The following is a 26,360-nucleotide window of genomic DNA, read 5'->3' as shown; positions in this document are numbered from 1 at the left end:
GCTCTATTTGACCGCGCCGACGGCTAGCGGGTCCGTCTGCCGTTTCAAAGATAGCCCGATCACCGGCACATAGCGCGTGCCGCCCTTGATCAGCAGGGTGATGTCGAGGTCTTCGGCGCCGACCAGGCTGGTGACCAGCGCGCCTTCGACATCCTTGCGCCTGAGCGCGATTACCGCACGGCCGTCTTCCACCGATCCACCGGTAACCGCCAGGCCGTCGCCATCCTCGCCATCGAGAAAGTGCCCGCGATAGCCGTCGTCTTCGCGAATGAAGACGGCTGTCATCGGATGGGAAAACAGTCCTGCGCGGCATTTTCCGTCGAGCTTGAAGCCCTGATGTTCGCCCTCGATCGGCAATCCATCGAGCTTGCAGCGGAAGCGCGTCCCCTTCATCTTGCCCTCGACGATTTTGCCGTGGCCGGACCATTTTCCCGCAACCTGCCGGAAAAAGGCGCTGTCGTCGCTTTCGGCCGCCGCGCCGAAGGGCGTTGCCGCAATCAGGGCGGCAGCGAAGATGGCGGAACTGAGAAGGCGCTCTGGCCGTCGTGTCATCATGGCGTTTCCGGTCAACTGCGGGATGCGCAGACATGTTCTTGTCGAGCGTCAAGAATGACCGGGAAACGTTAAGCTTTGGTTGTCCTGCCCGTATCGCGGGCAGGGGCGGCATCAGGACTTTGAAAGATCGCTCTTTTCACCGGGGCCGAGATCGCTGATGAAATCGCCGATTCCCGGCCGTTTGAGCGCGGTGAAGGGCATCGGGCGGCAAAGGTCCATGGCGGCAATGCCGATACGCGCGGTCATCAGCCCGTTGATCATGCCTTCACCGAAACGCGCGGAGAGCTTGGAGGCAAGCCCGTGCCCCAGCACCTGCTGCACCAGGCTGTCGCCAACGGCAATGGAGCCGGTGACGGCAAGGTGGGCCAGCACGTCCCGGATCAGCCGGAACAGGCCGATCGAACCGGGGCGGCCGCCGTAAAGCTCGGCCATATTGCGGATCAGCCGGATCGATTCGTAGAAGACATACAGAATATCGACGGCGGCACGCGGGCTGATGGCCGTGACCACGGATACGCGTTTGGAAGCGTTGAGGATCAGCGCGCGGGCCTTGATGTCGAGCGGCGCCATCATCTCGCGTTCGCAAAACTCCACCAGTTGGGGGGCATCCACGATTGCGTCGTCGAGTTCGCTGAGGCGCTGTCGGCCGCGCGCGGTTTCGGCCTTGTCGGCAACCAGGGTGGCCAGTTCGCCGACGGCCTTGCGGGCGGCGTGCGCATCGCGCCCGGCATGGGCCTCTGCCAGACGCAGTTTGATGTGCTGGATGGCGCCGAGCCTGAGGATCGCGATTGCCTCGCGGACGGCGACCACGATGGCCGCAACAACACCGATGACGACCGCACCGAGCGCCAGCCAGCCAAGCCAGGGGGCGCGGGCAAACAGGCTGCGCACGAGGTCGTCGATCCACAGCCCGATTGCCAGCGACAGCACGATGCCGAAGGCAGCGGCGGCAAGCTTTGCAAACGAGAAGCCGCGTTTCTTCATCGTCGCGACCGGCGGTTCGCCGTCTTCGTCGGCAATGGTTCCGGCCTCTCCCAGAAACGGATCTTCCGCCTCGGGTGTCATGCGAACGTCGGGATCGTCGAAATGGCGCGGCTTGCGATGCGGGGCGGTCTCGTCGCTGCGTTTTTCATCCTCGATATCGAAGACGGCGGGCTTGCGCGGTTCGTTCGGGGTCATGCCAGCCTGTCTCCCACCAGAAACTGCAATACGCGATCAAGACGGATATGGGGGATCGAAAGGCCGCCTTCCTGACTGTTGGTATCAATCTCGGGCGGGCGAAACCGCACGGCATTGATGTCGGCGAGGTGTTCCGGCGCCTTGCCGCCGCGCCGGAGCAGCCGGAAAAACGCATCGGGATTGGCGGGAAGGTCACCCGGGAAAACCGCGGTTTTCCGTTTCCCGTCAAATGTTTCGGCGCCGATCTTCTCGCCGTTCATGGGCGTTCCCACGATGACCGGAAGCTGACTGGAACCGCTTTCGACGGAGGCCTCCCGCGTTGCCCGGACCGAGGCGATTGCCATCACCTCGATGCCGGCGCCCGAGGCGCCGATGGTGTTTGTGGCATCGTCCACCAGGCGGCGGGTCAGCTTCTCCAGCCGGTCATGGCTTTCATGATGCAGGTGATCTGCCTTGGTTGCGGCAATCAGCACGCGGTCGATCCTCCGGCGCACAAGGGAGGACAGCCAGGTGTTGCGGCCGGGCCGGAAACAGGCCAGCACCTCGGAAAGCGCATGTTCCAGATCGGCCACCGCTTCCGGGCCGCGGCTTAACGCCTGAAGCGTGTCGACCAGTACGATCTGGCGGTCGAGGCGGGCGAAGTGATTGCGGAAGAACGGTTTGACGACGACGGATTTATAGGCCTCGTAACGCCGCTCCATCAGCGCGCCAAGCGAGCCCCGTTTCGGTTTTTCTGCGCCCAGGCCTGCAAGCGGCGCGAAGGTCAGGGCCGGCGATCCTTCAAGGTCGCCGGGCATCAGGAAGCGGCCGGGCGGCAGGGTGGACAGCGAGTGCTCGTCTGCCCGGCATGCTCTCAGATAGGCGGTGAAGGCCTCGTTCAGCGCCTTTACGGTCTTCTCATCCGCCGGCGCGTCATAGTCGCAGTCGGCGCAAAGGCCAAGCCAGTCACGGGCAAGCGCTGCCCGCACGCCGGTTTTGGCGCTGGCTTCGGTCTGCGCCGAAAACGTCGCGAAATCCTGGCCGAGAAGGGGCAGGTCCAGCAACCATTCGCCCGGATAATCGACAATATCGATGGCAATCCGGCCGCGCGAAAACATCCGGTTCCAGCGGCTGGCGCTCTGATATTCGATGATCAGCCGCAATTCGGAAATCGCACGGGTCGAATCGGGCCAGATCCGTTCATCCACCAGCCGGTCGATATGGGTTTCATAATCGAATCGCGGGATCTGGTCGTCCGGCTGCTCGTCGAGGCGCACATTGGAAAGCCGGCCCGAACGCATGGCCTCGAACATTGGCAGCCGGCCGTGATGGATGAGGTTGTGGACAAGGGCGGCGATGAAGACGGTCTTGCCGGCGCGCGACAGCCCCGTGACGCCCAGTCGCAGCGTCGGCTGAACGATGTCGGATGCACGATCGGTAATGGTGTCGAGCGTAAGTCTGGCATTATCGCCAAACGACGTATGGATCGGCGTCAAGATCGGCTTCCTTTCGCGGTTCAGACCGCAATATAGGCAAGGCCGGTGCGCGATAAAAGGCGGTTTGGGGGCAGCCGCCCGTTCCGCGGTGTCAGGGGGCGAGGAAGGCGGTCACCTTCCACTCCGGCAGACCGTTTCCAGTGTTGCCGCTATGATCGAGCACGGCAACGCCGGCGGTGGGAAAACCATAGGGACAGGTGACGTTGAAGGCTTCATATCCCACAAGCATCAGAAGCGTTTCCTCAATGCCCGGATTGTGCCCGCAGATCATCACCGACTGACGGTCGGCGTGGTCGGAAATCGCCTCGATATAGGTGACCGGGGCTGCCTGGTAGAAATCGTCAATGAAACGGCAGGACGGCCGGCGATCCAGCGCACGATAGGCCGCATCGGCAGTCTGGCGGCAGCGCATGGCCGAGGAAGACAGGATGATCTCGGGCAGGTAGTGCCCTTCCTTCAGCCGCTGCGCCATGGCATCGGCGTCATCGACCCCCCGTTTTGACAGCGGACGCTCGAAGTCGCGCATGGTCGGCTCCGGCCAGACGGCCTGGGCGTGCCGGAAAAGATAGATCCGTTCAGGGTGAGGGCTGATCGTCGACATTGCTCATCTCGAAGCGGCATGAAGCGGTTTCGGCGGTGCTTTATCCACCATTGCGGCAGAGCAGCAGGTTCGAACATGTCCTTACCATGAAATTTACGCAAGGCCCTGCGTTTTTTTTGCCGCAGTGGATGACGTTGTTTTGAAAAAGCGCACGGGACAATCCGGCCGGATTCCGGGCATCTTTCAGGGCATCTGTTAGCGTTACGGGAAAAAGCGACCCTTCCGAAGGCGCGGTAAAACCGGGCGTTGCAGGTGTCGATGAAAGATTTGTGGCAATTGCCTTCTTTTTTTGCAGAAAATCCAGAAACCCGGCCTAAATTTTCAACAGTTATTAAAGTGCTCAAATTTACAGCAGAGACTTGAATTATCAGGTTTGTTTGGGATATACAGCGCCCGTGGGGTGTTGTTCAGGAGAATGGCTTTGAACAAGAACATTGATCTTAGTAGCTATGTTCTCTCCGATAACGAAGAGTTCATGAATCCCAATCAGCGGGCCTATTTCCGCGCGAAACTTATCGCCTGGAAAAACGACATTTTGCGGGAAGCCCGTGAAACGCTCGATAATCTGGCGGCCGAAAACGCCAATCATCCGGACCTTGCAGACCGGGCCTCTTCCGAAACCGACCGATCCATCGAGTTGAGAGCGAGAGACCGTCAGCGCAAGCTGATCTCGAAGATCGATGCTGCACTGCGTCGGATCGACGACGGGACATATGGCTATTGCGAGGAGACCGGTGAGCCGATCGGCCTGCGGCGTCTTGATGCTCGACCGATCGCGACATTGTCGATCGAGGCACAGGAACGCCACGAGCGACGCGAAAAAGTTTACCGCGACGAATAGCATAACACATCAAAAGGCCGCGCCCGATCAGGACGCGGCCTTTTGGTTTCCTGTCCGGGCTGTCCGGTCCGGCAAGCGGCGAATCATCAGGCGTCGCGCTGCTCTTCCTTCGGTTTCGGATTTTCGCTTCCGGCGGCCGGCTGGCCGGTTTCGTGCCGGTGGCGCGTTCCGATGGGCGCCGGAATCCGCGTTTCAAGCAGAATATCGTTGGGGCCGCCGATCATGACGAGATGCTCGACATGATCGCGGCGAACCAGAACGACGCGCCTGCGGGCGTCAACGGCTGCGGCGTCCACCACATAAAGGCGCGGCCTTCTGTTCTTGCCGCCCTTGATGAACGGGTGAGGCGGTCTGTGGCGCAGAAGAAACCAGATTGCCAGGACGGCCAGAAGAATGATGCCGAATGACAGCAGCGGGAAATCGAAAATGGCGTTGCTGAAGGTCATGTCTCCCATCGCTTGTCTTTCACCCGGTGGTTTTTCTGGATTGTGGATCTGAAATGATTGTGCGCTTTGATGTTATGCGCATATCTGAGTAGAATATCAACTTTCCGGACAGTTCCTTCAAGCTTCAGCCGCAACTGCCGATCCGGCGTCCACGGTTTTGCGCGAATCACACTCAAAATTAAGCTTTTCCGGCTATTGTCCGCCGCCATAATGGAAGAAGTCTGGCCTTCGGGCCGGGCTTGGGTTCGCGCTGCGGGAGGCGGTGTTTTTATCCGTCTGCGAACCGGATAGGACTGAATGAACGTTTCGCCGCGGGGTGCTGTTCCTGGCGGCAGGCGCAGATGACGAGGTTGCAATGGCATTGGATCGACAGAGCGAAAAGGCCGGCAAGCCTGTGGTCCGGGGTGGTCCGGGGGCCGGCGTTTTCGCCAGGCTTGCGCTGGTGTTGCTGATTCTGGCGGCCATCATCACGCTCGGTTATCAGTATCGGGGCTATCTGCCGGACGATATTCTGCTGGCGATTCTGGGCCTTTTTGCGATCCTCGGGGTCTTCTTCGGACTGGCGGCTCTGACCGGTCTTGTGCAGCTGTTTCCCGGCGCACGGCAAAATCATTTCGCCGGACCGTTTCTGGACCAGTACCCGGAAGCCGTCGTGATCACCGATCATCGCGACCGCATGGTTTATGCCAACGCGGCTTACGGGCGGATGACCGGCAATGAGGGTGGCAGTGTGCCGCCGAGCCTCGAGTCGCTGCTGTCCGAGGAGCCTGAAAGTTCGGAAGTGCTCTACCGGCTGACCCAGTCTGTGCGCGCCGGCAAGGACGGTCAGGAAGAGTTTCGGCTGACCCGTGCGCTGTCCGGCAGGGACGGGGACAAGGCCCGGTGGTATCGTTTGAGCACCCGCTTTTTCCCCGTAACCGACAGCCGTGCGCATACCCGCAATTACAACATCTGGCAGATCTGCGACATTACCGAGGAGCGGCAGGAACAGGAGCGTTATTTCAAGGAGTTGCAGAAGGCGATTGATTATCTGGATCATGCGCCGGTCGGCTTCCTGACCTGTGATTCCGACGGCAAGATCCGTTATCTGAATGCCACGCTGGCCAGCTGGATCGGCATTGATCTGGCCGGTTTTGTCGCCGGCACGGTTGCGCTGGCGGATATCGTTGACGGTGAGGGCATGACCCTGCTCGAAACGCTTGGCGTCGAGGCCGGCCAGCGGGTGACCGAAACGCTGGATGTATCGCTCAGGCTGCCATCGGGCCGTCACCTGCCTGTCACGCTGCTGTATGATGTGACCGCCGACCGCGATGGCCGCCCGGCGGAAAGCCGCACGGTGATAGTGAAGCGCGAAGACAGCAAGGGCAGTGGCGGCGCCGGGGCAACACAGGGCCATTTCTTCGACGACACGCCGATGGCCATTGCAACGCTTGACCGCGACGGCCGGTTGCTGACCACCAACACCCGCTTTCTGGCGATGTTCGCCGACCTCTTGAAGCGCGAGGATATCGGGCGCGGCGCACGTATCGCCAGTCTGATCGACGAAAACGACCAGATCAGGGTGAGCGAGGCGCTGGGGGCTGCCGCAGACGGGCAGGGCGAGATTGCCCCCTTCGAGGTGCGCCATGCGACCGATGACGGCCGTCACTTCCGCTTTTTCGTGCATGCTGCCAGCGGCTCGGGGCCGGACACGGTTGCGCTGGTCTATGCCATTGAGATCAGCGAGCAGAAATCGCTTGAAGCCCAGATGGCGCGCACCCAGAAGCTGAATGCCGTTGCCACGCTTGCCGGCGGTATTGCCCATGATTTCAACAATGTGCTGACGGCCATCCTGTTGTCGGCGGATCATCTTCTGTTGCAGTCGCGGGCTTCGGACCCCGAATTTGCCGATCTGGTCGAGATCAAGCGCAATGCCAACCGTGCATCCGGCCTTGTGCGGCAATTGCTTGCCTTCTCGCGCCAGCAGACGATGCGCGCCGAGGTCGTCGACCTTAACGATGTCATCGGCGACAACCGGATGATGATCGAACGGTTGACGGGCGGATCGGACATCAGGCTGACGACCGATTTTGCCCGCGAACTGTGGCCGGTAAAGGCCGATCCGGGTCAGTTTGGCCAAGTGGTCACCAATCTCTGCGTCAACGCCCGCGATGCGATGCCGGGTGGCGGCACGCTGACGATCAGCACGCGCAATATTGCCGCCGGCGAGGTCGCCGCGCTCGGTCTGCGTGAAGTGCCGGAACGCGATTTCGTGCTGGTCGAGGTGGCCGATACCGGAACGGGGATCGCGCCCGAAGTGCTCGACAAGATCTTCGAACCGTTTTTCACCACCAAGGATGTCGGCAAGGGCACCGGTCTCGGCCTTGCCATGGTCTATGGCATCGTCACCCAGTCCGGTGGCTTTCTGCATGCGATCTCGGAGGTCGGTACGGGAACCCGTTTCCTCATTCTTCTGCCGCGCCATGCCCGGGCGGCAAGCGAAGCCGTTGCCGCGCCGAAGGATCACAGGGGCCAGCCGATTGCCGCCGCCTTCTCCGAGGGCAATGAAAGCGACAACGAGGCGCCGCGCGAGGAGGATATGGACCTGACGGGCCAGTCCGCCGTGGTGCTGCTGGTGGAAGACGAGGACGCGGTGCGCCGCTCCGGCAAGCGCATGCTGGAAATGCGCGGCTTCACCGTGCATGAGGCCGATACCGGCGTGCACGCGCTGAAGATCCTCGAAAGGCTGGAAGGCGCTGTCGATATCGTCGTCTCCGACGTTGTCATGCCGGAAATGGACGGACCGACGCTGCTGCGCGAGGCGCGCGGGCAATATCCTGATCTGAAGTTCATCTTCGTTTCCGGCTATGCCGACGATGCGTTCGCCAAGAACCTGCCCGACGACGCCAAATTCGGTTTCCTGCCGAAGCCCTACAATCTCAAGCAGCTGGTTGCCGCCGTCTGGGACATGCTGCGTGAGGGGTGAGTTTCTGAAACGAATCTATCTCCACATGCGACAGAGTGCGTTTTGTTTGTGAGTAGCAAATCTGTAGCATTCAAATAGTTATATAGAGGGCTATTGCTATAAAAGTAGAAATCCAGCAAGATCATAGTATAATTTTGTTCAATTTCGGGGGGAGTTATGGATTCTGCTTATTTTGATGTGATGACCGAAAAACTTTTTAAAACTTGGAAACGAACTGACTACGATGTAATTGTTAAACCGATCCTCACGCAGATTTTCGGCACATCGGATAGCAATGATGCGCCGATTATCGGTCTTGGTGCGGGGCCGGTTGAGGACTTCCTTCTTCCGGAAGGTGGAAAGCTTCTCAAATCTCTTGATGTCAGGAAATCCGTCCGGATCAAGACATCGTCGCAGGTCGATCCGTCGAAGCCGGTTCTTCTCTATCTACTCGATGATCTTGTGATTGCTCCCGGCGCCAGAATTTATACAGATCTGAATATTACCATTCGGGCGCGTTCCGTCATTGGTGATCTGCTGGTTACTGCCAGCGCAGGCGTGGACGGTGCATCCGGAAAGTCCTTCCGTGATCAGCCCGCAGCGGCAAACGGAGCGAATGGCGCGCGTCAGACCGGACACGGTTCAGATGGCAGGGATGCAAGCGACTGGCCGGGAGGTTCCAGCGCCGGAAACGGCGGAGACGGCCCGCGCGGCAACGATGGCGGAGATGGCAGGCATGGCGAGGGCGGAGGTGACGGCAGCGACGGCTCGAACGCCAACAACGTTACGGTCTGGGTGGAACGGTTTGAAGACGGAAGCGTCGAGATAGAGGCCATTGGGGGCGCCGGGGGCGAAGCTGGCTGGGGGCAGGATGGCGGCCATGGAGGAGACGGCTCGCGAGGCGGACAGGGCGGCCGTGGCGGCGGCTCCACATTGTTCGGCGGCGCGGGCGACGGTGGTCGTGGTGGCACTGGCGGGAACGGCGGCAAGGGTGGTAATGGCGGCAGTCCAGGCAAAACCGGCCGTCCAGGCGATGGCGGTTTTATAAGATTTTGGGTTCCCTTTCACGAGAATACCAAACCGCCTTCAGGCATCAAGCTGGACTTCTCCGCGGGACATAATCCGGCGCCGGCACGGCCCGGTCGGCCGGGGAGTGGCGGAGCTGCGGGAAAAGGCGGCCGCGGCGGCCAGGGCGGGACACCAACGCCGGTCGTTCACGGTTGGGGTAAGTCCGGTGCGGGCGGCGTGGCGGGAACCCCCGGCGCTGATGGTTCCAGTTATCCTTTTTGGCCAATGCAAGAGGATGGAAAGGAATATCCGGCCGATGTCAGCGTCCGCAAGCATCCATCCGCCGAAGTCGAGGTTCTTATGGAATTCATTGACTGATTCAGGAGGTTTTCATGTCAACTGTTGTCGACGACTGGGGTGAGCACGCATTTTTTTCAGGCATGCCTGTCGGATCCTTAGGGGGGAGCTATGTTTTCAATGGCGGACGGTCCAGCCTGACCATGGAAGAGGGGGACGATCTCGTCATTGATCAACATGGAGGTCAGCGCGGTGTTTTTCTGCGGGACCAAAAGGCAATACTTTCGATTTTCTGTCCAAGCCTGTTGCTCGATCTTTCGCTGTTCGGGATTGAGGGTGGTTTCGTGATCGAGAAAGGACGCCCTGTAGGTTCCGAGGTGGATTGGAGTGCCGATTATCTTTACGAGGAAATGCGCGCGCAGGGGGAACGGCGCAAGCTTTATACGCATAGAAGTCTTGGCACTTGGAACCGTTTCAGATTTGATTGCCCAAATGGTGGGCTTATCAAGAGTATTGTGACCATCGACTGCAGCGAATGCGCCAGTCTGCCAGCCTGCTGATTTTGCTTGCCTGCATTGGCTCGTCTGATGGCGCGGGGCAGCGGCTTTTGCAGCGGCCCCGCATCAGTTTCTTTAATTCGGTCTGCGGTTACAGAACAATCCGATAAAGCGCAAATCCGTTGTCGCCATCGCCGGCGGTTTCGATCTTCGCGCCCTTCACATCGGCAATGTATTCCGCCGCGCGCGGGCCGGTTTCGAACACGGCTGTGGTGCCGGGCATCGGGGCGAAGGTCCAGTTGAAGTCGGCCGAGGGGTTGATGGTGCCCTGGTCGACGATATAGCGGACGATCACGTCGCGGTTGGTATCCGGACCGACGAAGACGATGACGTCGCTGTCGACATCCGGGAAATTGCCGCCCCCGCCGGCGCGGTAGTTGTTGGTCGCCACCACGAATTGCTGTTCGGGGTCGATGGGTTTGCCGTCGAAGGCAAGATCGACGATGCGGTGCGAATCCGGGCTGGCAAGCGAGCCGTCCTTGGCATAGCGCGCCGGTTTCGACAGGTCGATCTTGTAGGTCACGCCGTCAATGACGTCGAAATTGTAGGACGGAAAATCAGGATTGAGGAGCGGCGCATCCGCGGCGCCGGGTTCGACCTGATTGAACATGCCTGCCGACATTTCCAGCCACTCCCGGACCTGTGCGCCGTTGATGAGAACCGCGCGGGCGGTGTTGGGATAAAGGTAAAGATCGGCAACGTTCTTGATGGCGATGTCGCCGGCGGGGACTTCGGTATAATAGTCCGGGCCGCCGCGACCGCCGGCCTTGAAGGGGGCGGCGGCTGAAAGGACCGGGAAATCCTTGTATTCGCCGTCCTTCAGCATGTCCTTGGTGTACCAGGTCTGCGCGCGTGAGACGATCTGCACAGAGGGATCGTCGGCGACCAATGCGAAATAGGATTGCAACGGCGCGGACGTCTTTCCGACCGGGGTGCGGACATAGTCCAGCGTGGCGTCGTGATCGGCCTTGACGGCGGAAACCACGGCGGGGGCGGATTCGACATCGGCCACCACCTTGCGGTCTTCCGTGCGGTGATAGATCGGACGGGCCTCGGTTGTGAAGTCGACGATTTTCCAGCTGTTGCCGTCCTTTTCCAGAAGCAGGTCGATAAGGCCCATATGGGAGCCCCAGAAGCCGCCCATGGCGGCCGGCTTGCCCCGCAGCGTGCCCTTGACCGGATCGACGCCGGCAATGCCCTGGAAATCCGTCGGGCCGGGGAAAACAAGGTGCTGGTGACCGGTAAAGACGGCGTCGATGCCATCGACGCCTGCAAGGTAGAGCGACGCATTTTCCATCAGTTCGGCCGGACCGGAGCCGTCGATGCCGGAATGGGAGAGCGCGATAATGATATCCGCGCCGTCTTCCTTCATCACCGGAACCCAGGCTTCGGCCGCTTCGACGATGTCGCGGGTATTGGCCTTGCCGGAAAGGTTCTTTTCGTCCCAGACCATGATCTGCGGCGGCACGAAACCGATGAAGCCGACCTTGACCGGGCTTGTATTGCCGGCGCCGTCGGTAATCATCTTCTCCTTGATCATGTAGGGTTTGAAGAACAGGTCGTCCTGTGTCGGATCGTTCGCAAGGGCGCCCTTGGTCAGATTGGCGCAGACATAGGGGAAATTCGCGCCGCCCGTGACCTTGAACATGAAGTCGAGGCCGTAATTGAATTCGTGATTGCCGAGTGTGCCGATCTCGTAGCCGAGCACATTCATGGCCTTGATGACGGGGTGGATATCGCCGTCATTCATGCCGCGCTCATAGGCAATGTAATCGCCCATCGGATTGCCCTGCAGAAAGTCGCCATTGTCGATCAGCATCGAATTCGCCGATTCGGCGCGAATGGCATCGATGATCGAGGCGGTGCGGGCGAGACCCATCGTGTCGTTGGGGCGGTCGGCATAATAGTCATACGGAAGCACGTTGACGTGGATGTCCGTGGTTTCCATCAGCCGCAGATGCGCCTGATTACCGGTGGCGTTGGCGGCAAAGGGGTGGAGAACGATCAGCGCCGATGTGGCGGACATGCCGGCCAGAAGGGCGCGGCGCGAGATCAGGGACGACAGTACGGGCGTGGACATGAAGGCTCCGGGGTTCGTCGTTTGCAGGGAAATGCTGGAACACGTTCATCGCTTCGCACCGTCATGTGACAGGCGGTTGACATCGGGCGTGAAAGCGCACCAACCTTATGCCGATTTACGGAAACTTTAGGCAGGCTATTCGCAGGCATGCCGGCCGTCAATACGGGAGGGAAGTTTGGTTACCAGTTTCACGATCCGAAATGCGGCCCGCGAGGATGTGCCGGATATGGTGCGGCTCATCAACATTGCCGGCCATCGCCTGCCGCTGTGGTGCTGGGGGCAGCTTGAGGGCGGGGCCGAGGATCCCTGGCAGGCCGGCCGCGAAAGCGCCGCCCGCGAAGATAGCGCGATCTCCTGGACCAGGGGCACGGTTGCGACACTCGGCTCCGATGTCGCTGCGCTGATGATTGCCTATCCGCTTGCCGACACGGCGCCGGGCTATGGCTGCGAAATCGATCATCCGGTCATGAGTCCGCTGCGCGACCTGAAACGGCAGGCCGAAGGAACGTTCCACATTCACGTTCTGGCGGCCTATGCAGAATATCGCGGGCGTGGGCTCGGCTCCTTCCTGCTCGACAAGGCGGACCGGCTTTCCGAAACGAACGATATCAGTCTTATCGTCTCTGAAGCCAATGCGCCGGCCCGGCGTTTTTACGAACGCCTGGGCTTTGTCGAAAGGGCGCGGCAGGCGCTGGTGACAGCGCCCGACTGGCAGGCCGACGGCGACAACTGGCTGTTGATGATCAAGCCGGCGGCGTGACAAAGGCTTCGTCGACATCGACATTGAGGCGCTCGATGATCGGCCGAAGCGCGAAGGATGAATTGATCTGCACCACATGCGGCAGGGCGGAAAGCCAGTCGCGGTGGATGCGCTCATAGTCTTTCAGGTCCTTTGCCGCCACACGCATCACATAATCATATTCGCCGGAGACCATGTAGCAGACGATAATGTTCGGGCAGCGCCTGACGGCCTCCTCGAATTCGGAAAGGGTGCGGGCGAACTGACCGGACAGCGAGATGTGGACAAGCGCCGTCATCTTGTATCCGAGCGCCTCGGGGGAAATCTTGGCGGTGTAGCCCTCGATTACGCCGCTCTTTTCCAGAAGGTCGAGCCTGCGTGAGCAGGCCGATGGTGACAGACCTACGGTTTCCGCCAACTCGGCATTGGTGATGCGGCCATTGTTCTGAAGCGCCTTCATGATTGCACGATCGATATCGTCCAGGTCCAATTTTCGAACTCCCTGCGAATTTTATTGTTCTTCTTCGAACAATAATCTGTTCTTTCGCTGAAGAAAACCGTTTCCCGCAAGGAAATTCTGTTGCGGGCTGGACAGGGTTTCTGAAGCGGACTGGCAGGGGCATGAGATCCAAAACCGCAATAAGATATTATTTCGTTATATCGAAAACCTTGTAACCGGCCTCTTTTCGATCTATGTTTCGATATATCGAAAACATGATCGAAAGGACGCTGACATGCACGGACATTCTGGCAGGCATCACGATTGGCGCGATTGTGACATGCGGGGGCTGTTCGCAATGGGGCGAGGGCCCGGACGCGGGCCGGGGCGTGGACCCGGTCGCGGCGGCGGTCACGGCTTTGGCGGCGATGATGGCGGCGGCCGTAGCGGCCGGTTCCTCGGCCATGGCCGTATGCGCTTTCTGGTATTGCAGCTGATTGCCGATGAACCGCGCCACGGTTACGAGATCATCAAGGCAATCGAGGAGTTGAGCGGCGGTTTCTATTCACCCAGCCCGGGCGTCATCTATCCGACGCTCTCCTATCTCGAGGATGGCGGCTATGTGATCGCCACGGTCGAGGGCAACAAGAAATCCTACGCGATTACCGAAAGCGGCCGGGCCTATCTCGATGAGCAGGCGCCGGAGGCGGCGATGGCGCTCAAGGCGCTGCAGGCGGTGGCGGAGCGGCTGAGCGCCCGGCAGATGAAGCGCGAGCGCGCCCGCGGCGGCGATAACCTGCCGCGCAGCGTGGAGGCGGCGTTTCTCAATCTGCGTGAGGTGATTGACCGGCGGCTGGAACAGGATGCGGGCGCAAGCGCTGCAATTGTTGCCGAACTTCTTGGTCTTGCCGAAAAAATGGAAAATGCCGGAACGCCGGATGACGGTACGGCGCCGGCTGAACACTGACCGCACAAAACAACCCGCCCGCCGCCGAAGACCGGGGCGGGCGGGTTTCATCTGTTTGCTTGGGCGTTTCTAGAGCTTGCGGGTGAAGGCCAGCAACTCGGCATCCGAAAGCGGAGTGATTTCACTTTCGTAGGTCGATACCGGCGAAAAGCCGAATTGCTGGTAAAGCTGCAGCGCGCGCGGATGGTCGAGGCTGTTGGTGGCGGTGATGATCTTTTCGGGCTTGTCGGCCCACATCGCCTTCAGCCCCTGAAGCAGGAACCATTTGCCGACACCGAGGCCAAGCGCGCGCTCGAACAGGCCGAAATGAATGAGTTCGGTAATCCCGCCATCCTGCTGCTGATACTCGTAAAAACCGGCCGGCGCGCCCTCCAGATAAAACACGGTGATGGTGGTGCGCTCATTGTGGACGTTGGCGGCAAGTTCCTCGTCGCTCATGCGGATACGGTCGACCCATTCCCAGCGGGTTCCGACCTGACGGTATAAGAACCGGTAGAAGGGCAGCGGTATCTGCGGAACGCGCATCAGCGCAAGATGCAGGTTGGACGGCGCAATGATGTGTGCCTTCGGCGGCGCCGTCATTTCCAGTTCCGTGACATGGACGCTGAGCGGTGTCTGCTGCTGGTTTTCCATCGTGCTCACGCCTTCCCGGTCACAATCTCTGTATCATCACGGCCGCCCCATTGTGACCAGGAGCCATCGTAGAGGCTGTTATCCGTATGGCCAAGGCTTTCCAGCGCAAGGGTGATGATGGCCGCTGTTACGCCGGACCCGCAACTGGTCACCACAGGCTGGTCCAGATCAATCCCGGCTTCTGCAAACATTGCCCTCAATTCATCATTGGAGCGGAACCGTCCGTTTTCAGAAAACGCCGTTGCGGGCAGGTTTTTCGCACCCGGCATATGGCCGGAACGCATGCCGGGGCGGGGCTCGGGCTCGACCGCCTCGAAACGTCCCGCACCGCGGGCGTCGGCGATCTGGCTTTTGCCCGAAGCGACAACTTCGCGCATCGCCTCGAAGGAGGTGACCCTGTGGGCCTGAAAATCCGGGGTAAATGTGGCGGGCTGCGGTGTCGGGACGGTCGTTTCAACCGGGTGGCCCTCAGCCTTCCAGCCGTCGAAGCCGCCGTTCAGCACATAGACATCGCCGGCTCCCATGATTTTCAGCATCCACCAGACGCGGGGTGCTGCAAAGATGCCGGGCCCGTCATAGACCACGATCGTATCTGTTTCGCTGATGCCGCGCTTGCCCATTTCGGCCGCGAAGAATTCGGGAGCGGGCAGAGAGTGCGGCAGACCGGTGGTGGTATCGGCGATTACGTCCTGATCGAAGAACACCGCGCCGGGAATATGGCCTTCGGCATATTCCGCCTTGCCGTCGCGATTATGGGCGGGCAGATACCAAGAGGCGTCGATGACGGAAAATCCGGAGCGGTTCAGGCGCCCGGCCACCCATTCCGGCGAAACAATATACCGGCTTTCAGCACTCATCTTGCTCAAACTCCTTGAAAAACTGATAGGCTTACGCGGTGAAGCGAATACGAAAACGGCGATTTTCACGGCCCTTTTTCTCGACCTTGCCGATGTAGACGGGGCCGACCTCGGCAGTGCTTCGCACGTGCGTTCCCCCGCAGGGCTGGCTGTCGACCGACGAGTCCGCGCCGATGCACACAAGCGAGACCCGACCCATGCCGATGGGCGGGCGGACATTCTTCGATTTGACGATATCCGGATTGGCGGCGAGTTCCGCGTCGGTGATCCACTGGACATAGATCGGGTGATCTTCGGCCACGAGCTTCATCATCGCGTCGCTGACGGCCTGTTTGTCGACGGTTTCGTTCATATCGAAATCGACGCGCGATTCGTCCTCGCCGACGGAGGCGCCGGTGATCGGGTAGGGACAGACGACGGAAAGCAGATGGCATGCGGTGTGCATGCGCATCAGCTTCAGCCGGCGCGGCCAGTCAATTTCAAGAGAGAGTGTTTCGCCGGGATGCGGCGGGGTCTCGCCTTCGGCCACTACATGCAGAATGACGTCCTTGCCTTCGCCGTGGCGGGTAATGCCGAGCGCAAGGGCCGAACCATCGGCGCGCCGGGCAATACCGGTGTCGCCCGGCTGACCGCCGGACGTTGCATAGAAACAGGTTCTGTCCGTTTCGAATGTGCCGTCATCATGCACCGCCGTGACAACCGCATCGCATCTGGCAAGGTAGAAGTCGTCACGGAACAGGGCATCAACAGGCATGGGTCACTTTCTATTCGAACGGTACGGCGATCTCCGTTGTCGCCGTCAGCCATTCCGGCACAGGCAGGCCTTTATCCTTCAGGAAGGAAGGGTTGTAGAGCTTCGACTGATACCGGTTTCCATAATCACAAAGTACCGTGACAATGGTGTGGCCGGGGCCGAGTTCGCGCGCAAGCCGGATGGCGCCGGCTATATTGATGCCCGATGAACCGCCCAGGCACAAGCCCTCTTGGGTCACCAGATCGAATATCAGCGGCAGGGCCTTGCTGTCGGCAATGCGATAGGCGAAATCGGGGGTGAACCCGTCGAGATTGGCGGTGATGCGGCCCTGGCCGATACCTTCGGTAATCGAGCCGCCTTCGCTCTTGAGTTCGCCATTGCTGTAAAATTCGTAGAGGGCGGCGCCTTCCGGATCGGCAATGCCGATCTTGATGTCACGGTTCTTCGCCTTCAGCCCCATGGCGGTGCCGGCAAGGGTGCCGCCCGAGCCGACGGCGCAGATGAAACCGTCGACCTTGCCGTCGGTGTCGCGCCAGATCTCTTCCGCCGTGGTCTCAATATGGGCGTCGCGGTTGGCGGTATTGTCGAACTGATTGGCCCAGATTGCGCCGTTCGGTTCGCTCTTTGCCAGTTGCGCGGCCAGCCGTCCGGAAAGTTTTACGTAGTTGTTCGGGTCGCGATAGGGCTTGGCCGGCACTTCGACCAGCTTGGCGCCGAGAAGCCGCAACGCGTCCTTCTTTTCCTCCGCCTGGGTTTCGGGAATGACGATCACGCTCTTGTAGCCGAGCGCATTGGCGACCATGGTCAGCCCGATGCCGGTATTGCCGGCCGTGCCCTCGACAATGGTGCCGCCGGGCGCAATAAGGCCGCGCCGTTCGGCGTCGCGGATGATGTAGAGTGCGGCGCGGTCTTTCACCGACTGGCCGGGGTTCAAAAACTCCGCCTTGCCGTAGATGGTGCAGCCCGTGGCCTCGGAAGCCGCCCTGAGTTTGACCAGCGGTGTGTTGCCGATGAGGTCGATGACCGAGTCTGATGTCGTCATGGTCGAAAATCCTTGCATTTTTGCGTCCCAGAAACGCCTTTGGCGGGATTCAGGCAAGGTATGCGATTGCCCGTTTTTAAGCATTTGCGCAAACCCATTTCAGTCCTTGATCTTCTCGAAGGCGGCAAGCGCACGGTTGCGGGCTTTCTTGTGGTCGACCAGCGGCTTCGGATAGTCTTTGCCCAGCGTCACGCCGGCGGCATCGAGCACGTCGCGCGGTGCATCGAAGGGGGCGTGGATATGTTTTGCCGGCATGTCTTCAAGCTCCGGCACATAGCGGCGGACATAATCGCCCTGCGGATCGAACTTGTTGCCCTGAAGCACCGGATTGAAGATCCGGAAAAACGGTGAGGCGTCGGCGCCCGAGCCTGCCACCCATTGCCAGTTGGCCGGGTTGGACGCCGGATCGGCGTCCACAAGCGTGTCGCGGAACCATGCCTCTCCCTTGCGCCAGTCGATCATCAGATCCTTGATCAGGAAGGAGGCGGCAATCATGCGCACCCGGTTGTGCATCGTGCCTTCCTGCCAGAGCTGCCGCATGCCGGCATCGACGATCGGATAGCCGGTGCGCCCGCGCGTCCACGCGTCGAAGGCTTCGTCATTGTCCTGCCATTCAAAGCCGTCGAACCGGCTGTTCCAGTTTTCGGTGCGCAGATCGGGGGCGTGAAACAGCAGGTGATAGCAGAAATCCCGCCAGACCAGCTCCTGCAGGAATTTTTTCCTGTTTTCCGACGACAGACCTTTGGCGCGCTCCACCCGGTGCCAGATGGTGGCCGGTGAAATCTCGCCAAGCGCGAGGTGCGGGGACAGCATCGAGGTTGCCTCGATATCCGGCCGGTCGCGCGATGATGCGTAATGTTCGGCGATATCATCGATGAACCAGTCGAGCTGGTGGTTCGCCGCCGCCTCGCCGGGCGTCCAGATATCGTCGAAGCCGGCGGCCCAATCCGGTTTTCCGCTATAAAGCTTCCAGTCTTCAAGCCGCTCGCTTTGCGGTTTTTTATCGGGCGCTGTCAGCCCGTCGGGGGCATCCTGCGGATCGGCAATCCGCGGATTTGCCGAAAATGCCTTCCAGAAGGGGGTATAGACCTTGTAGGGGCCGCCGGATTTGGTTTCGAATTTGGATGGCTCGTGCAGGATCCGTCCGGCAAAGCTCTGCGCATCGATGCCGTCATCGCGCAGCTTTTGCTTCAGTGCTTTATCGGTGCGCATGCCCTCCGGCGTGTAGCGCCGGTTCCAGTAAACGGTTTCGGCGCCGGTCTCCCCGATCAGGTCGGCAATGATCGTCTCGGGTTTTCCGCTTTTGAGCACAAGGCGGGTGCCGAGCGCATCATAGGCCTCGCCAAGGCGGGCAAGCGAGCGTTCCAGCCACCAGGCCTGCGCGCCCCCCAGTGCGCCGGCCAGGTCATCGTCGCGGATATAAAGCGGGATCACCGGGCGGTCGCCCTTGGCCGCGGCCATCAGCGCGGCATTGTCGTTGATGCGGAGGTCCTGGCGGATCCAGTAGATCGCGGGTGTCTTGTTCGGCATGATATCCTGTCACGGCAATGAATGACCATGATGTAGGGCAGGCCCGTGCAGGAGAAAAGGCCGACGGATGCTAATCCTGCAGCGCGTAGCGCATCGAGCGCATGATCAGAACGGCAGATGCGCAACCGGCATCCATCACCTTGTCCGGATGGGCAAAGGGCAGGGGATCGCTGTCGGTCGCCGGCTCGGAGCCTGCAAGGGCGGCATCGGCTGCCGCGGTCAGACAGTCGGCCATATGGCTGCCATTGTCCCGTGCGGCCTCATAGGCTTTGAGTGCGGGCTTCCAGGCGTCCACCATGTTCTTGTGTGGCGCGTTTGTCTGACCATGGTCGATGATGCCGCTGGCCATGGCGGCAAAAGCCCGGTCGAAATCATCGTCGCTGATGACGTGGCTTCCCGGAAGGCGGCTGCCGGCACGCCGGAAGGCGGAGGCGTAAAGCCGGGCAGAGGCAGAATCGATTTTCAGAAAGGTTTCGGCAGCCATGTCGAAGACGCGGGCGGGTGTCACCGATGAAGGATCGAGCGCTGCCAGCTGATGCTCCATGGCAATGAATGCCGAGGAAATGACTTCCCCGTGGTCGCCGTCGCCGGAAATCGTGTCCAGCCTGCTCAACCAGAGACTGTTGCGGGAAACCGCTGCCGCGATTTCCGAAAACATACCAATGATCTCAAATGAAGTTATATCGTCCATGTTCGGTTTACACCGCTGAAAACTGATGATGCGCCTGCTGCTTCAGACGCTGAAAAAAGGTAATTCGAAAAACGCCAAACTATTGTTCTTTTATAGACCAGAATTTTACATTTGCGAAGGCGTAGCGGGGCTGTTTTTGCCCGCTGTCATATTCGACTTCCTGATTTTCTGACGTTTGTCAGGAACGGCCCGGCGCCGCTCCGGTTCACTCGACGAATTCGACCGTGACGCCCGGGCTGACCATGGCGGCCAGTTCCTGCGCATCCCAGTTTGTCAGGCGCACGCAGCCATGGCTGGAGGTCTTGCCGATCTTGGCGGGATCGGGCGTGCCGTGAATGCCATAGCTGGGTTTCGAAAGCGCGATCCAGACATTGCCCACAGGTCCGTTCGGCCCCGGATTGATGGTCAGGACCCGGTCATTGTCGCCCTGCTTGAAGTTTTTCGACGGGTTGTAGGTATAGTTGGGATCCAGCGCCACCCGCTCGACCGTGACGGTGCCCGACGGAGACGGGGTGTCCGTCGACCCGATGGTGGCCGGATAGGCGGCAACCAGAGCGCCTGCCTCGTCATAGGCGAAAAGCTGCTTGAGGCTTTTATCGGCGATGATGCGGGTAACGGCGCCTTTCTGCTTTCCGCCCGGGTTGACCACCTTGATCACCGTTCCGGGGCGGGAGAAGTCGGCGTCGGGATTAAGCGCCTTCAGAAAGCCTTCATCCATATGGAATTTTTCCGCAAGCATCTCCGAAACCGAGGTGTAGGAAAGGGCCGGAAGTTCGGCCTTGCGGCCATAGTCGGAGGGAATGCTGGCGACATAGGGGCCGGCAGCGTCCTCAGCGGTAATCGTGTAGTTTTTCACCGGCAGCCCGCCTTCCAGCGACAGCGATTGCAGGATGGTTTCGCTGTCGGCGTCGGCATCAAGCTGGCGGCCGCTCTTTTCGGCGTAGGCGTCCAGCGCCTTGCGGACATTATTGCCCATCAGACCGTCAATCACGCCGGGTGACAGGCCGTTGCGGTCCAGAAACACCTGAAGCGCCACGACATTCATGTCCGGTTTTGCACTGGCCTGTGCCCTTGCCGGAGCCCTGTCGGGTTCGGGGGCGGCTGGCGCGGGGATGTCCGGGGGCGGCGGAAAGCCATAGCTCTCGGACGGGGTTTCGTTCCATCCGCGCGGCGGGTTGTTGTACCGGTCAGGCCGGTTTGCAAAGCGATCGCCGTTCCAGCCCCGGTCATTGCGGTGCCAGCCGCGCTCGGCCAGGCTTGCCGGACCACCACGATTTTCCCGGAGGTTGCGATATTCCCGGGCCGACATTTCGGTGGCCACAAGATTGCCGGACCGGTCGAGCAGGATCGGCCTGCCCTCGGCGTCGGTGCCCATGACCACGCTGCCATATTCGGGGATATAGTCGAGCTGGCGTCCGTCCGGGGCGACCAGAAAAATCTGCCGACCGTTCTTGTAAAGCGGCTCGTGGGCCGCAGCCGGTTCCGTCACCGGCAGGAGCGCCAGGGCGAAAACAAATGGGATCGTGTAAAATCTTGCTTTTTTCATGGTTTCAACGCATTGCTGCTGTCATCGGCGAGCGCTTGCGCCTGGCCTCGGTTCGTTTGATTTTCGCTTCTTCGGAATGAACGTTCGCTGAACACATCAGTTTCAAATAACAGCAGACTTGGTTAACAAAATGATCGAATTCGCTGCCAGAAGCGGCCCTTGCGTTTTTCTTGATCCGACCTCGGTCATGGATATTGCCGGCTGCGTTGTCGCCGGTGTCGATATCGCTCCCAAACGGGCGATCCCCGATGATGGTGATCCGCGGATCGACCATTCGCTCGAAGGGTTTCTGTTTACCTGCGGACCGGATCACATTCGCCACCCCGAACCGGTCGAGGGCGAGGAAAACCGGTTTTTTCCGCTGCACGGCTCCGTTTCCGGCAATGCCGCTGCGGTGAAATCGCTGGAGATCAGCGCTCTGGGGGCGGAATGCGTCTGCCATATCCCCGTCAGGACCGCCAATGGCGGCGACATGCTGATCGAGCGCGTCTGGACGCTTGACGGCGCCAACGGTGCGCTTGAACTGACCGATACCGTGGTCAACACATCGGACACGCCGCTGCCGGTGATGATGATGTATCATATCAATTTCGGCGCCATGCACCTTGATGACGGCGTTCGGCTGACAAGCGAATCACTGCCCGAAAAATCTCTGCCCTGGCATTTCGGGGAGGGCGATCACGGCCTTTTCTGCGTGCCGGCCGTTGCCGATGACGACGGCTGGTCGAAAACGCGGTTCGGCCCGATTGCGGCCCTTGGCGGGTTGTCGTTCAATCTCGAGGTCGATACCGATACGCTGCCGTTTCTGCAGATCTGGCGCAATCAGGAAGCGCCGGCCCATATCGTCGGCATTGAGCCGGCCTCCCATCGCGCGGCAAGCCGGAAGCAACTGGCAGAGGATGGAGAACTGACGCTGCTTGCTCCCGGCGAAACGCGCAAATTTCGTTTGCGTATCCGCTTTTCATGAGCATTGCCGACCTTGCAATGTCGAACGGCTCGCTTACCTTGCTGCCAAAATGCGAAGGAGAACCGGAATGAACATCCGTCCGATCGATGATTTTTATGCCGTCAGCGAGCAGATCACGCCCGAAGACATCGCCGAAATCAAGGCGCAGGGCTTCAAATCCATTGTCTGCCACCGGCCCGATGACGAGGAAGCCGGTCAGCCGGCCTTTGCCGATGTCGCGGCGGCGGCTGAGAAGGAAGGGCTTTATGTGGCGCATGTGCCGGTCGGCGGCATGGGGCTGACGCCTGATGCGGTCACCGGCATGGTGGATGCGCTCGACGATCTGGAAAAACCCGTGCTCGGCTATTGCCGCTCGGGCGCCCGTTCGACCCGGATCTACGAAGAGGCAAAGCGTCTGCGCGGCTGAGATTTGTTGTTGAATGAAATTGGAAAGAACCGAAACATGACTGTAAAACGTATTGAAGTTGGCCCGCTGATGACCGGTGCCGTTGTCCATGGCAACACCGTTTACCTTTCCGGCCAGACCGGTGCCGGTGCCACCGTTGCCGAGCAGGCAAAGGATTGCCTTGCCAAGGTTGATGCGCTTCTGGCCGCTGCCGGCAGCGACAAGTCGAAACTGCTGCAGACGCTGATCTACCTGAAGGATATGGGTGATTTCGCCGAGATGAATGCGGTGTGGAAGGACTGGATCGATCCGGCCAATCCGCCTGCGCGCGCCACCAGCCAGGCGGCACTTGCCACGCCGGACTTTCTGGTCGAGTTCACGGTTACCGCCGCGCTGGACTGATTTCTGGCCTTTTGCTTACGATAAGCGGCCTCCGGCGAACAATCGCGGAGGCCGTTTGCTTTTGGGAGGGGAATTGATGGCAGGGGCGAAGAGGCTGCGGAATATGAGGATGCGGGTGTCTGCGGCTCTTCTGTGCCTGGTGGCTGGCCTGTCGGCGACGCCGGCGCTGGCAGGGCGAACCGAGGCGCTTCTGGCCGTCAGCTGGCAGCCGGCCTTTTGCGAGGGGCAGGCGGACAAGCCGGAATGCCGCAGCCAGAGCGAAGACCGGTTCGATGCCCGCCGCTTTTCGCTCCATGGCCTCTGGCCCATGGGGGACAATTATTGCGCAGTCGACAAAAGGCTGCGCGATATGGATGCCGCCGGAGACTGGCTGGATTTACCCGCACTCGACCTTGAAACCGGCACCCGGGCCGCGCTTGAAACGGTGATGCCCGGCACACAATCCGGGCTTCAGCGCCATGAATGGATCAAGCACGGCACCTGTAGCGGGATGACGGCGGAAGCTTATTACGCCCGTTCGCTCGCTCTGATGGAGGATCTGAACGCCTCGGCGGTCGCCGATCTGTTTGCGGAAAATCTCGGCACCTATCTGCCTGCCGATGCCATCACGGCCGCCTTCGACAATGCGTTCGGGTCCGATGCTGCCCGGCGCGTCAAAATGAAGTGCCGGAAGGATGGCGACAGAACGCTGATTACCGAACTGACGATCGGGCTTGGCGCAGGTTACGGGCAGGACAAATCTCTCGCCGACCTCATCCAGTCCGCCGGCGGCACGTCGTTCGGCTGCGCCGGCGGTATCGTCGATCCCGCAGGTTTCGACTAGCAACGATCAGAGCGTGCGGGTCTGGGCGCGGGCGTCCGCTTCCTTGTCGTGGCTCTGGTTTCTGGTCTGTATCGAGCGTTCGCGCGGCTTGAGGCCATTGCGCACGCGGTTGATGCCTTCCACGCCGAGCGCGATATTGCCGGCGGTGGCGATTTCTTCGCGCAGATAGACAGTCCCCGTCAGCCGCGCCTCGTCGCCGGAGACCGCAACCTGCACTTCGGTTGCATCCACCAGGCCGGAGGCTGCCAGTTCGGTGGCGATCGCGTCTTCCTTGCGGGCGCTTTCCTGCCAGTCTTCGGTGTTTTCTACCGTGGTGCCGAAGAAAGCTGCTTTTTTCTGAACCATTGTCGCGTCCTTTCCTCTCTGTCGTTTTTCTGCTCACGTGAGGATAAAACGTATGGCGGCGGCGATTGTTCAATCTGTGGCGCGAACGCGGTTTTGGCGGGGCAGGCAAAACCGTCAAATATCGGCAGGCGCATTGTTAAAACGTCGTGTTTCGCCTAAATAGCGCCCCAGGACACGATAAGCATTTCAAAATCAGGATTACGCGGCATATGGCACGTCAGTTCATTTATCACATGGCAGGCCTCAACAAGGCCTATGGCAACAAGAAGGTACTCGAGAACATTCACCTGTCCTTCTACCCGGACGCCAAGATCGGCATTCTGGGGCCGAACGGTGCAGGTAAATCGACTGTTCTGAGGATCATGGCCGGGCTCGACAACGAGTATACCGGGGAGGCCTGGGTGGCAGAGGGCGCCACTGTCGGCTACCTGCCGCAGGAACCGGAGCTCAACCCGGAAAAGACGGTGATGGAAAACGCCATGGAAGGCGTTGCCGACAAGCAGGCCACCCTTGAGCGCTACAACGAACTGATGATGAACTATTCCGACGAGACGGCCGACGAGGCCGCCCAGCTTCAGGATATCATCGACAGCCAGAACCTCTGGGACCTCGAAAGCCAGGTCGAGATGGCCATGGAAGCGCTGCGCTGCCCGCCCGGTGATGCCAATGTCGTCAACCTTTCCGGCGGTGAGAAGCGCCGTGTCGCGCTTTGCCGCCTGTTGCTGTCGCAGCCCGATCTGCTGCTGCTCGACGAGCCGACCAACCATCTCGACGCCGAAACCATCGCCTGGCTTGAAAAGCACCTGCGCGAATATCCCGGCGCCGTGCTGATGATCACCCATGACCGCTACTTCCTCGACAATGTCACGGGCTGGATCCTCGAGCTCGACCGTGGTCGCGGCATTCCCTACGAGGGCAATTACACCGCCTATCTGCAGGCAAAGGCCAAGCGCATGGCCCAGGAAGGCCGCGAGGAGGCTGCCCGCCAGCGGGCGCTCACACGCGAGCAGGAGTGGATTTCATCCAATCCCAAGGCCCGCCAGACCAAGTCGAAGGCCCGTATTCGCGCCTATGACGATCTCGTCAAATCGGCGGCCGACCGTCGTCCGGGCGATGCCCAGATCGTGATCCCGACGGGCGAACGTCTGGGCCAGGTCGTGATCGAGACCGAAGGGCTGACCAAGGGCTATGGCGACCGTCTGCTGATCGACGATCTTACCTTCAAGCTGCCGCCCGGCGGCATTGTCGGCATCATCGGTCCGAACGGCGCCGGTAAATCGACGCTGTTCCGGATGATCACGGAGCAGGAAAAGCCGGACAGCGGCGAAATCCGCATCGGCGAGACGGTCGATCTCGGCTATGTCGACCAGAGCCGCGATTCGCTCGATCCGGACAAGACGGTCTGGGAAGAGATTTCCGGCGGCGTCGACGTGATCAAGCTCGGCAGCCACGAAGTCAACAGTCGCGCCTATTGCGGTTCGTTCAACTTCAAGGGCGGCGACCAGCAGCAGAAGGTCGGCACGCTTTCCGGCGGCCAGCGCAACCGCGTTCATCTCGCCAAGATGCTGAAATCCGGTTCCAACGTGCTGCTGCTCGACGAGCCCACCAACGACCTCGATACCGAGACGCTGGCAGCCCTTGAGGATGCGCTGGAAAACTTCGCTGGCTGCGCCGTGGTCATCTCCCATGACCGCATGTTCCTCGACCGCCTGGCCACCCACATCCTCGCCTTCGAGGGCGACAGTCACGTGGAATGGTTCGAAGGCAACTTCGCCGACTACGAAGCCGACAAGATCCGCCGCCTCGGCCCGGAAAGCGTCAACCCGAAGCGGGTGACCTACAAGCCGCTGACGCGGTAGACACTACGTTTGGGCGGCGAAACTTTGTCTTCGCCGCCTGTTCGGGTTCTAGACAAAGGCCCTTGCCAGCTTTTCCGTCATGCCGGTCTTGAGCCGGCATCAAGGGTTATCGCATATGGCTTTGCCGCACAGCCCCCAGGTCTTCTCGCCCCGGAGGGGAGGGATGTCGCGACAGCGACAGTGAAGGGGGGACTTATCCACGCGGACGCCCTCACGGATTGAAATGCTGCTTCACCCTCACTGCCCCTTTCGGGGCATCTCTCCCGCAGGCGGGAGAGAGTATTAGGAGCAAGATCCAAGGCCATCTGCGACAGCCCTCGAGAAAAGGGGGAGATGCGCCGCCCGCAAGCAGGCGTTGTCAACAAGTTAAGCCGAAGGCATCACCTCCGGTTCAGTTT

General features: G+C 60.4%; 26 protein-coding genes. 11 read left to right on the top strand and 15 right to left on the bottom strand.

From position 1 onward, the window contains the following. Positions 1-3: 3 nt before the first annotated feature. The 4 genes from ACHZCU_RS20750 to ACHZCU_RS20735 form a co-directional block, all read right to left on the bottom strand. Entirely contained in the window at positions 4-552 is a 549-nt protein-coding gene (locus ACHZCU_RS20750) for a hypothetical protein (protein WP_319520373.1), read from the bottom strand. Between the two features lie 114 nt (positions 553-666). Further along, positions 667-1,734: a TIGR01620 family protein gene (locus tag ACHZCU_RS20745; RefSeq protein ID WP_319520372.1), complete on the bottom strand. Its 1,068-nt coding sequence runs from the start codon at positions 1,732-1,734 to the stop codon at positions 667-669. Then, positions 1,731-3,209: a YcjX family protein gene (locus ACHZCU_RS20740; protein WP_319520371.1), complete on the bottom strand. Its 1,479-nt coding sequence runs from the start codon at positions 3,207-3,209 to the stop codon at positions 1,731-1,733. Before ACHZCU_RS20740 ends, ACHZCU_RS20745 begins: the two co-directional genes overlap by 4 nt. A gap of 91 nt (positions 3,210-3,300) precedes the next feature. Continuing rightward, positions 3,301-3,810, bottom strand: coding sequence for a histidine phosphatase family protein (locus ACHZCU_RS20735; protein ID WP_319520370.1), 510 nt, complete (start codon positions 3,808-3,810; stop codon positions 3,301-3,303). 421 nt (positions 3,811-4,231) lie between these two features. On the opposite strand from ACHZCU_RS20735, the gene dksA reads away from it, so the two are divergent. Then, positions 4,232-4,651, top strand: a complete 420-nt coding sequence (gene dksA, locus ACHZCU_RS20730; protein WP_106304699.1) for an RNA polymerase-binding protein DksA — start codon at positions 4,232-4,234, stop codon at positions 4,649-4,651. A gap of 86 nt (positions 4,652-4,737) precedes the next feature. On the opposite strand, the gene ACHZCU_RS20725 is transcribed toward dksA, so the two are convergent. Next, entirely contained in the window at positions 4,738-5,097 is a 360-nt protein-coding gene (locus ACHZCU_RS20725; RefSeq protein WP_394706152.1) for a flagellar biosynthetic protein FliO, read from the bottom strand. 355 nt (positions 5,098-5,452) lie between these two features. Between ACHZCU_RS20725 and cckA the strand changes: the two genes are divergently transcribed. The 3 genes from cckA to ACHZCU_RS20710 all read left to right on the top strand — a co-directional run bounded on the left by cckA (position 5,453) and on the right by ACHZCU_RS20710 (position 9,906). Continuing rightward, complete coding sequence (gene cckA, locus ACHZCU_RS20720; protein ID WP_319520369.1) at positions 5,453-8,062, top strand: cell cycle histidine kinase CckA; 2,610 nt, start codon at positions 5,453-5,455, stop codon at positions 8,060-8,062. A 156-nt stretch (positions 8,063-8,218) separates the two neighbouring features. Next, positions 8,219-9,427, top strand: coding sequence for a hypothetical protein (locus tag ACHZCU_RS20715; RefSeq protein WP_319520368.1), 1,209 nt, complete (start codon positions 8,219-8,221; stop codon positions 9,425-9,427). A 14-nt stretch (positions 9,428-9,441) separates the two neighbouring features. Beyond that, positions 9,442-9,906: a hypothetical protein gene (locus ACHZCU_RS20710; RefSeq protein WP_319520367.1), complete on the top strand. Its 465-nt coding sequence runs from the start codon at positions 9,442-9,444 to the stop codon at positions 9,904-9,906. Between the two features lie 88 nt (positions 9,907-9,994). On the opposite strand, the gene ACHZCU_RS20705 is transcribed toward ACHZCU_RS20710, so the two are convergent. Further along, the gene (locus ACHZCU_RS20705; RefSeq protein ID WP_319520366.1) at positions 9,995-11,983 is read right to left on the bottom strand and encodes a bifunctional 2',3'-cyclic-nucleotide 2'-phosphodiesterase/3'-nucleotidase; all 1,989 of its coding nucleotides are present in this window, start codon (positions 11,981-11,983) and stop codon (positions 9,995-9,997) included. Between the two features lie 175 nt (positions 11,984-12,158). On the opposite strand from ACHZCU_RS20705, the gene ACHZCU_RS20700 reads away from it, so the two are divergent. Further along, positions 12,159-12,743, top strand: a complete 585-nt coding sequence (locus ACHZCU_RS20700) for an N-acetyltransferase (protein WP_319520365.1) — start codon at positions 12,159-12,161, stop codon at positions 12,741-12,743. Here the strand turns inward: ACHZCU_RS20700 and ACHZCU_RS20695 are convergent. Then, positions 12,727-13,212 carry an Lrp/AsnC family transcriptional regulator gene (locus ACHZCU_RS20695; protein WP_106304687.1) on the bottom strand — a complete coding sequence of 162 codons (486 nt, stop codon included), beginning with the start codon at positions 13,210-13,212 and terminating at the stop codon, positions 12,727-12,729. The genes ACHZCU_RS20700 and ACHZCU_RS20695 overlap by 17 nt on opposite strands. A gap of 244 nt (positions 13,213-13,456) precedes the next feature. Between ACHZCU_RS20695 and ACHZCU_RS20690 the strand changes: the two genes are divergently transcribed. Continuing rightward, the gene (locus tag ACHZCU_RS20690) at positions 13,457-14,128 is read left to right on the top strand and encodes a PadR family transcriptional regulator (protein WP_319520364.1); all 672 of its coding nucleotides are present in this window, start codon (positions 13,457-13,459) and stop codon (positions 14,126-14,128) included. Between the two features lie 69 nt (positions 14,129-14,197). Here the strand turns inward: ACHZCU_RS20690 and ACHZCU_RS20685 are convergent, their stop codons facing one another. The 7 genes from ACHZCU_RS20685 to ACHZCU_RS20655 form a co-directional block, all read right to left on the bottom strand. Continuing rightward, a complete protein-coding gene (locus ACHZCU_RS20685; RefSeq protein WP_106304680.1) occupies positions 14,198-14,761 on the bottom strand; it encodes a GNAT family N-acetyltransferase in 564 nt (187 codons plus the stop codon). Between the two features lie 5 nt (positions 14,762-14,766). Further along, positions 14,767-15,618, bottom strand: coding sequence for a 3-mercaptopyruvate sulfurtransferase (gene sseA / locus ACHZCU_RS20680; RefSeq protein WP_319520363.1), 852 nt, complete (start codon positions 15,616-15,618; stop codon positions 14,767-14,769). Positions 15,619-15,649: 31 nt separating this feature from the next. Beyond that, complete coding sequence (locus tag ACHZCU_RS20675; protein ID WP_319520362.1) at positions 15,650-16,372, bottom strand: alanyl-tRNA editing protein; 723 nt, start codon at positions 16,370-16,372, stop codon at positions 15,650-15,652. A gap of 10 nt (positions 16,373-16,382) precedes the next feature. Next, positions 16,383-17,414, bottom strand: a complete 1,032-nt coding sequence (locus tag ACHZCU_RS20670) for a cysteine synthase A (protein WP_319520361.1) — start codon at positions 17,412-17,414, stop codon at positions 16,383-16,385. Between the two features lie 99 nt (positions 17,415-17,513). Then, complete coding sequence (locus tag ACHZCU_RS20665; protein ID WP_319520360.1) at positions 17,514-18,944, bottom strand: deoxyribodipyrimidine photo-lyase; 1,431 nt, start codon at positions 18,942-18,944, stop codon at positions 17,514-17,516. 70 nt (positions 18,945-19,014) lie between these two features. Beyond that, positions 19,015-19,602, bottom strand: coding sequence for a DAK2 domain-containing protein (locus ACHZCU_RS20660; RefSeq protein ID WP_319520359.1), 588 nt, complete (start codon positions 19,600-19,602; stop codon positions 19,015-19,017). Between the two features lie 238 nt (positions 19,603-19,840). Continuing rightward, a complete protein-coding gene (locus ACHZCU_RS20655; protein ID WP_319520358.1) occupies positions 19,841-21,181 on the bottom strand; it encodes a L,D-transpeptidase in 1,341 nt (446 codons plus the stop codon). 130 nt (positions 21,182-21,311) lie between these two features. On the opposite strand from ACHZCU_RS20655, the gene ACHZCU_RS20650 reads away from it, so the two are divergent. From ACHZCU_RS20650 to ACHZCU_RS20635, 4 genes are all read left to right on the top strand, one after another. Then, positions 21,312-22,148: a DUF4432 family protein gene (locus ACHZCU_RS20650; protein WP_319520357.1), complete on the top strand. Its 837-nt coding sequence runs from the start codon at positions 21,312-21,314 to the stop codon at positions 22,146-22,148. A gap of 67 nt (positions 22,149-22,215) precedes the next feature. After that, positions 22,216-22,554, top strand: coding sequence for a TIGR01244 family sulfur transferase (locus ACHZCU_RS20645; RefSeq protein WP_319520356.1), 339 nt, complete (start codon positions 22,216-22,218; stop codon positions 22,552-22,554). 36 nt (positions 22,555-22,590) lie between these two features. Then, the gene (locus ACHZCU_RS20640) at positions 22,591-22,935 is read left to right on the top strand and encodes a RidA family protein (protein ID WP_106304653.1); all 345 of its coding nucleotides are present in this window, start codon (positions 22,591-22,593) and stop codon (positions 22,933-22,935) included. A gap of 109 nt (positions 22,936-23,044) precedes the next feature. Beyond that, positions 23,045-23,758 carry a ribonuclease gene (locus ACHZCU_RS20635; RefSeq protein WP_319520355.1) on the top strand — a complete coding sequence of 238 codons (714 nt, stop codon included), beginning with the start codon at positions 23,045-23,047 and terminating at the stop codon, positions 23,756-23,758. 6 nt (positions 23,759-23,764) lie between these two features. Here the strand turns inward: ACHZCU_RS20635 and ACHZCU_RS20630 are convergent, their stop codons facing one another. Continuing rightward, positions 23,765-24,103, bottom strand: coding sequence for a BON domain-containing protein (locus ACHZCU_RS20630; RefSeq protein ID WP_106304647.1), 339 nt, complete (start codon positions 24,101-24,103; stop codon positions 23,765-23,767). A gap of 209 nt (positions 24,104-24,312) precedes the next feature. Here ACHZCU_RS20630 and ettA point away from each other — a divergent pair, with 209 nt between their 5' ends. Beyond that, positions 24,313-25,962, top strand: coding sequence for an energy-dependent translational throttle protein EttA (gene ettA, locus ACHZCU_RS20625; protein WP_319520354.1), 1,650 nt, complete (start codon positions 24,313-24,315; stop codon positions 25,960-25,962). Positions 25,963-26,360 lie beyond the last annotated feature (398 nt).

It is taken from the genome of uncultured Martelella sp., from assembly GCF_963677965.2.
GTDB lineage: Bacteria > Pseudomonadota > Alphaproteobacteria > Rhizobiales > Rhizobiaceae > Martelella > Martelella mangrovi.
The sequence above is the reverse complement of the archived record's forward strand: the minus strand, read 5'-3'. Positions and strand labels throughout refer to the sequence as shown.

Bases quoted from the DNA above. Each gene is read 5' to 3' on its own strand.
- ACHZCU_RS20660 (WP_319520359.1), bottom strand. From the start codon at position 19,602: ATGTTTTCGGAAATCGCGGCAGCGGTTTCCCGCAACAGTCTCTGGTTG.
- ACHZCU_RS20635 (WP_319520355.1), top strand. From the start codon at position 23,045: ATGCGGGTGTCTGCGGCTCTTCTGTGCCTGGTGGCTGGCCTGTCGGCG.
- ACHZCU_RS20710 (WP_319520367.1), top strand. From the start codon at position 9,442: ATGTCAACTGTTGTCGACGACTGGGGTGAGCACGCATTTTTTTCAGGC.
- ACHZCU_RS20640 (WP_106304653.1), top strand. From the start codon at position 22,591: ATGACTGTAAAACGTATTGAAGTTGGCCCGCTGATGACCGGTGCCGTT.
- ACHZCU_RS20685 (WP_106304680.1), bottom strand. From the start codon at position 14,761: ATGGAAAACCAGCAGCAGACACCGCTCAGCGTCCATGTCACGGAACTG.
- ACHZCU_RS20630 (WP_106304647.1), bottom strand. From the start codon at position 24,103: ATGGTTCAGAAAAAAGCAGCTTTCTTCGGCACCACGGTAGAAAACACC.
- ACHZCU_RS20735 (WP_319520370.1), bottom strand. From the start codon at position 3,810: ATGTCGACGATCAGCCCTCACCCTGAACGGATCTATCTTTTCCGGCAC.
- ACHZCU_RS20715 (WP_319520368.1), top strand. From the start codon at position 8,219: ATGGATTCTGCTTATTTTGATGTGATGACCGAAAAACTTTTTAAAACT.
- ACHZCU_RS20725 (WP_394706152.1), bottom strand. From the start codon at position 5,097: ATGACCTTCAGCAACGCCATTTTCGATTTCCCGCTGCTGTCATTCGGC.
- ACHZCU_RS20690 (WP_319520364.1), top strand. From the start codon at position 13,457: ATGCACGGACATTCTGGCAGGCATCACGATTGGCGCGATTGTGACATG.
- ACHZCU_RS20645 (WP_319520356.1), top strand. From the start codon at position 22,216: ATGAACATCCGTCCGATCGATGATTTTTATGCCGTCAGCGAGCAGATC.
- sseA (WP_319520363.1), bottom strand. From the start codon at position 15,618: ATGAGTGCTGAAAGCCGGTATATTGTTTCGCCGGAATGGGTGGCCGGG.
- ACHZCU_RS20745 (WP_319520372.1), bottom strand. From the start codon at position 1,734: ATGACCCCGAACGAACCGCGCAAGCCCGCCGTCTTCGATATCGAGGAT.
- ettA (WP_319520354.1), top strand. From the start codon at position 24,313: ATGGCACGTCAGTTCATTTATCACATGGCAGGCCTCAACAAGGCCTAT.
- ACHZCU_RS20655 (WP_319520358.1), bottom strand. From the start codon at position 21,181: ATGAAAAAAGCAAGATTTTACACGATCCCATTTGTTTTCGCCCTGGCG.
- ACHZCU_RS20650 (WP_319520357.1), top strand. From the start codon at position 21,312: ATGATCGAATTCGCTGCCAGAAGCGGCCCTTGCGTTTTTCTTGATCCG.
- cckA (WP_319520369.1), top strand. From the start codon at position 5,453: ATGGCATTGGATCGACAGAGCGAAAAGGCCGGCAAGCCTGTGGTCCGG.
- ACHZCU_RS20675 (WP_319520362.1), bottom strand. From the start codon at position 16,372: ATGCCTGTTGATGCCCTGTTCCGTGACGACTTCTACCTTGCCAGATGC.
- ACHZCU_RS20750 (WP_319520373.1), bottom strand. From the start codon at position 552: ATGACACGACGGCCAGAGCGCCTTCTCAGTTCCGCCATCTTCGCTGCC.
- ACHZCU_RS20665 (WP_319520360.1), bottom strand. From the start codon at position 18,944: ATGCCGAACAAGACACCCGCGATCTACTGGATCCGCCAGGACCTCCGC.
- ACHZCU_RS20705 (WP_319520366.1), bottom strand. From the start codon at position 11,983: ATGTCCACGCCCGTACTGTCGTCCCTGATCTCGCGCCGCGCCCTTCTG.
- ACHZCU_RS20670 (WP_319520361.1), bottom strand. From the start codon at position 17,414: ATGACGACATCAGACTCGGTCATCGACCTCATCGGCAACACACCGCTG.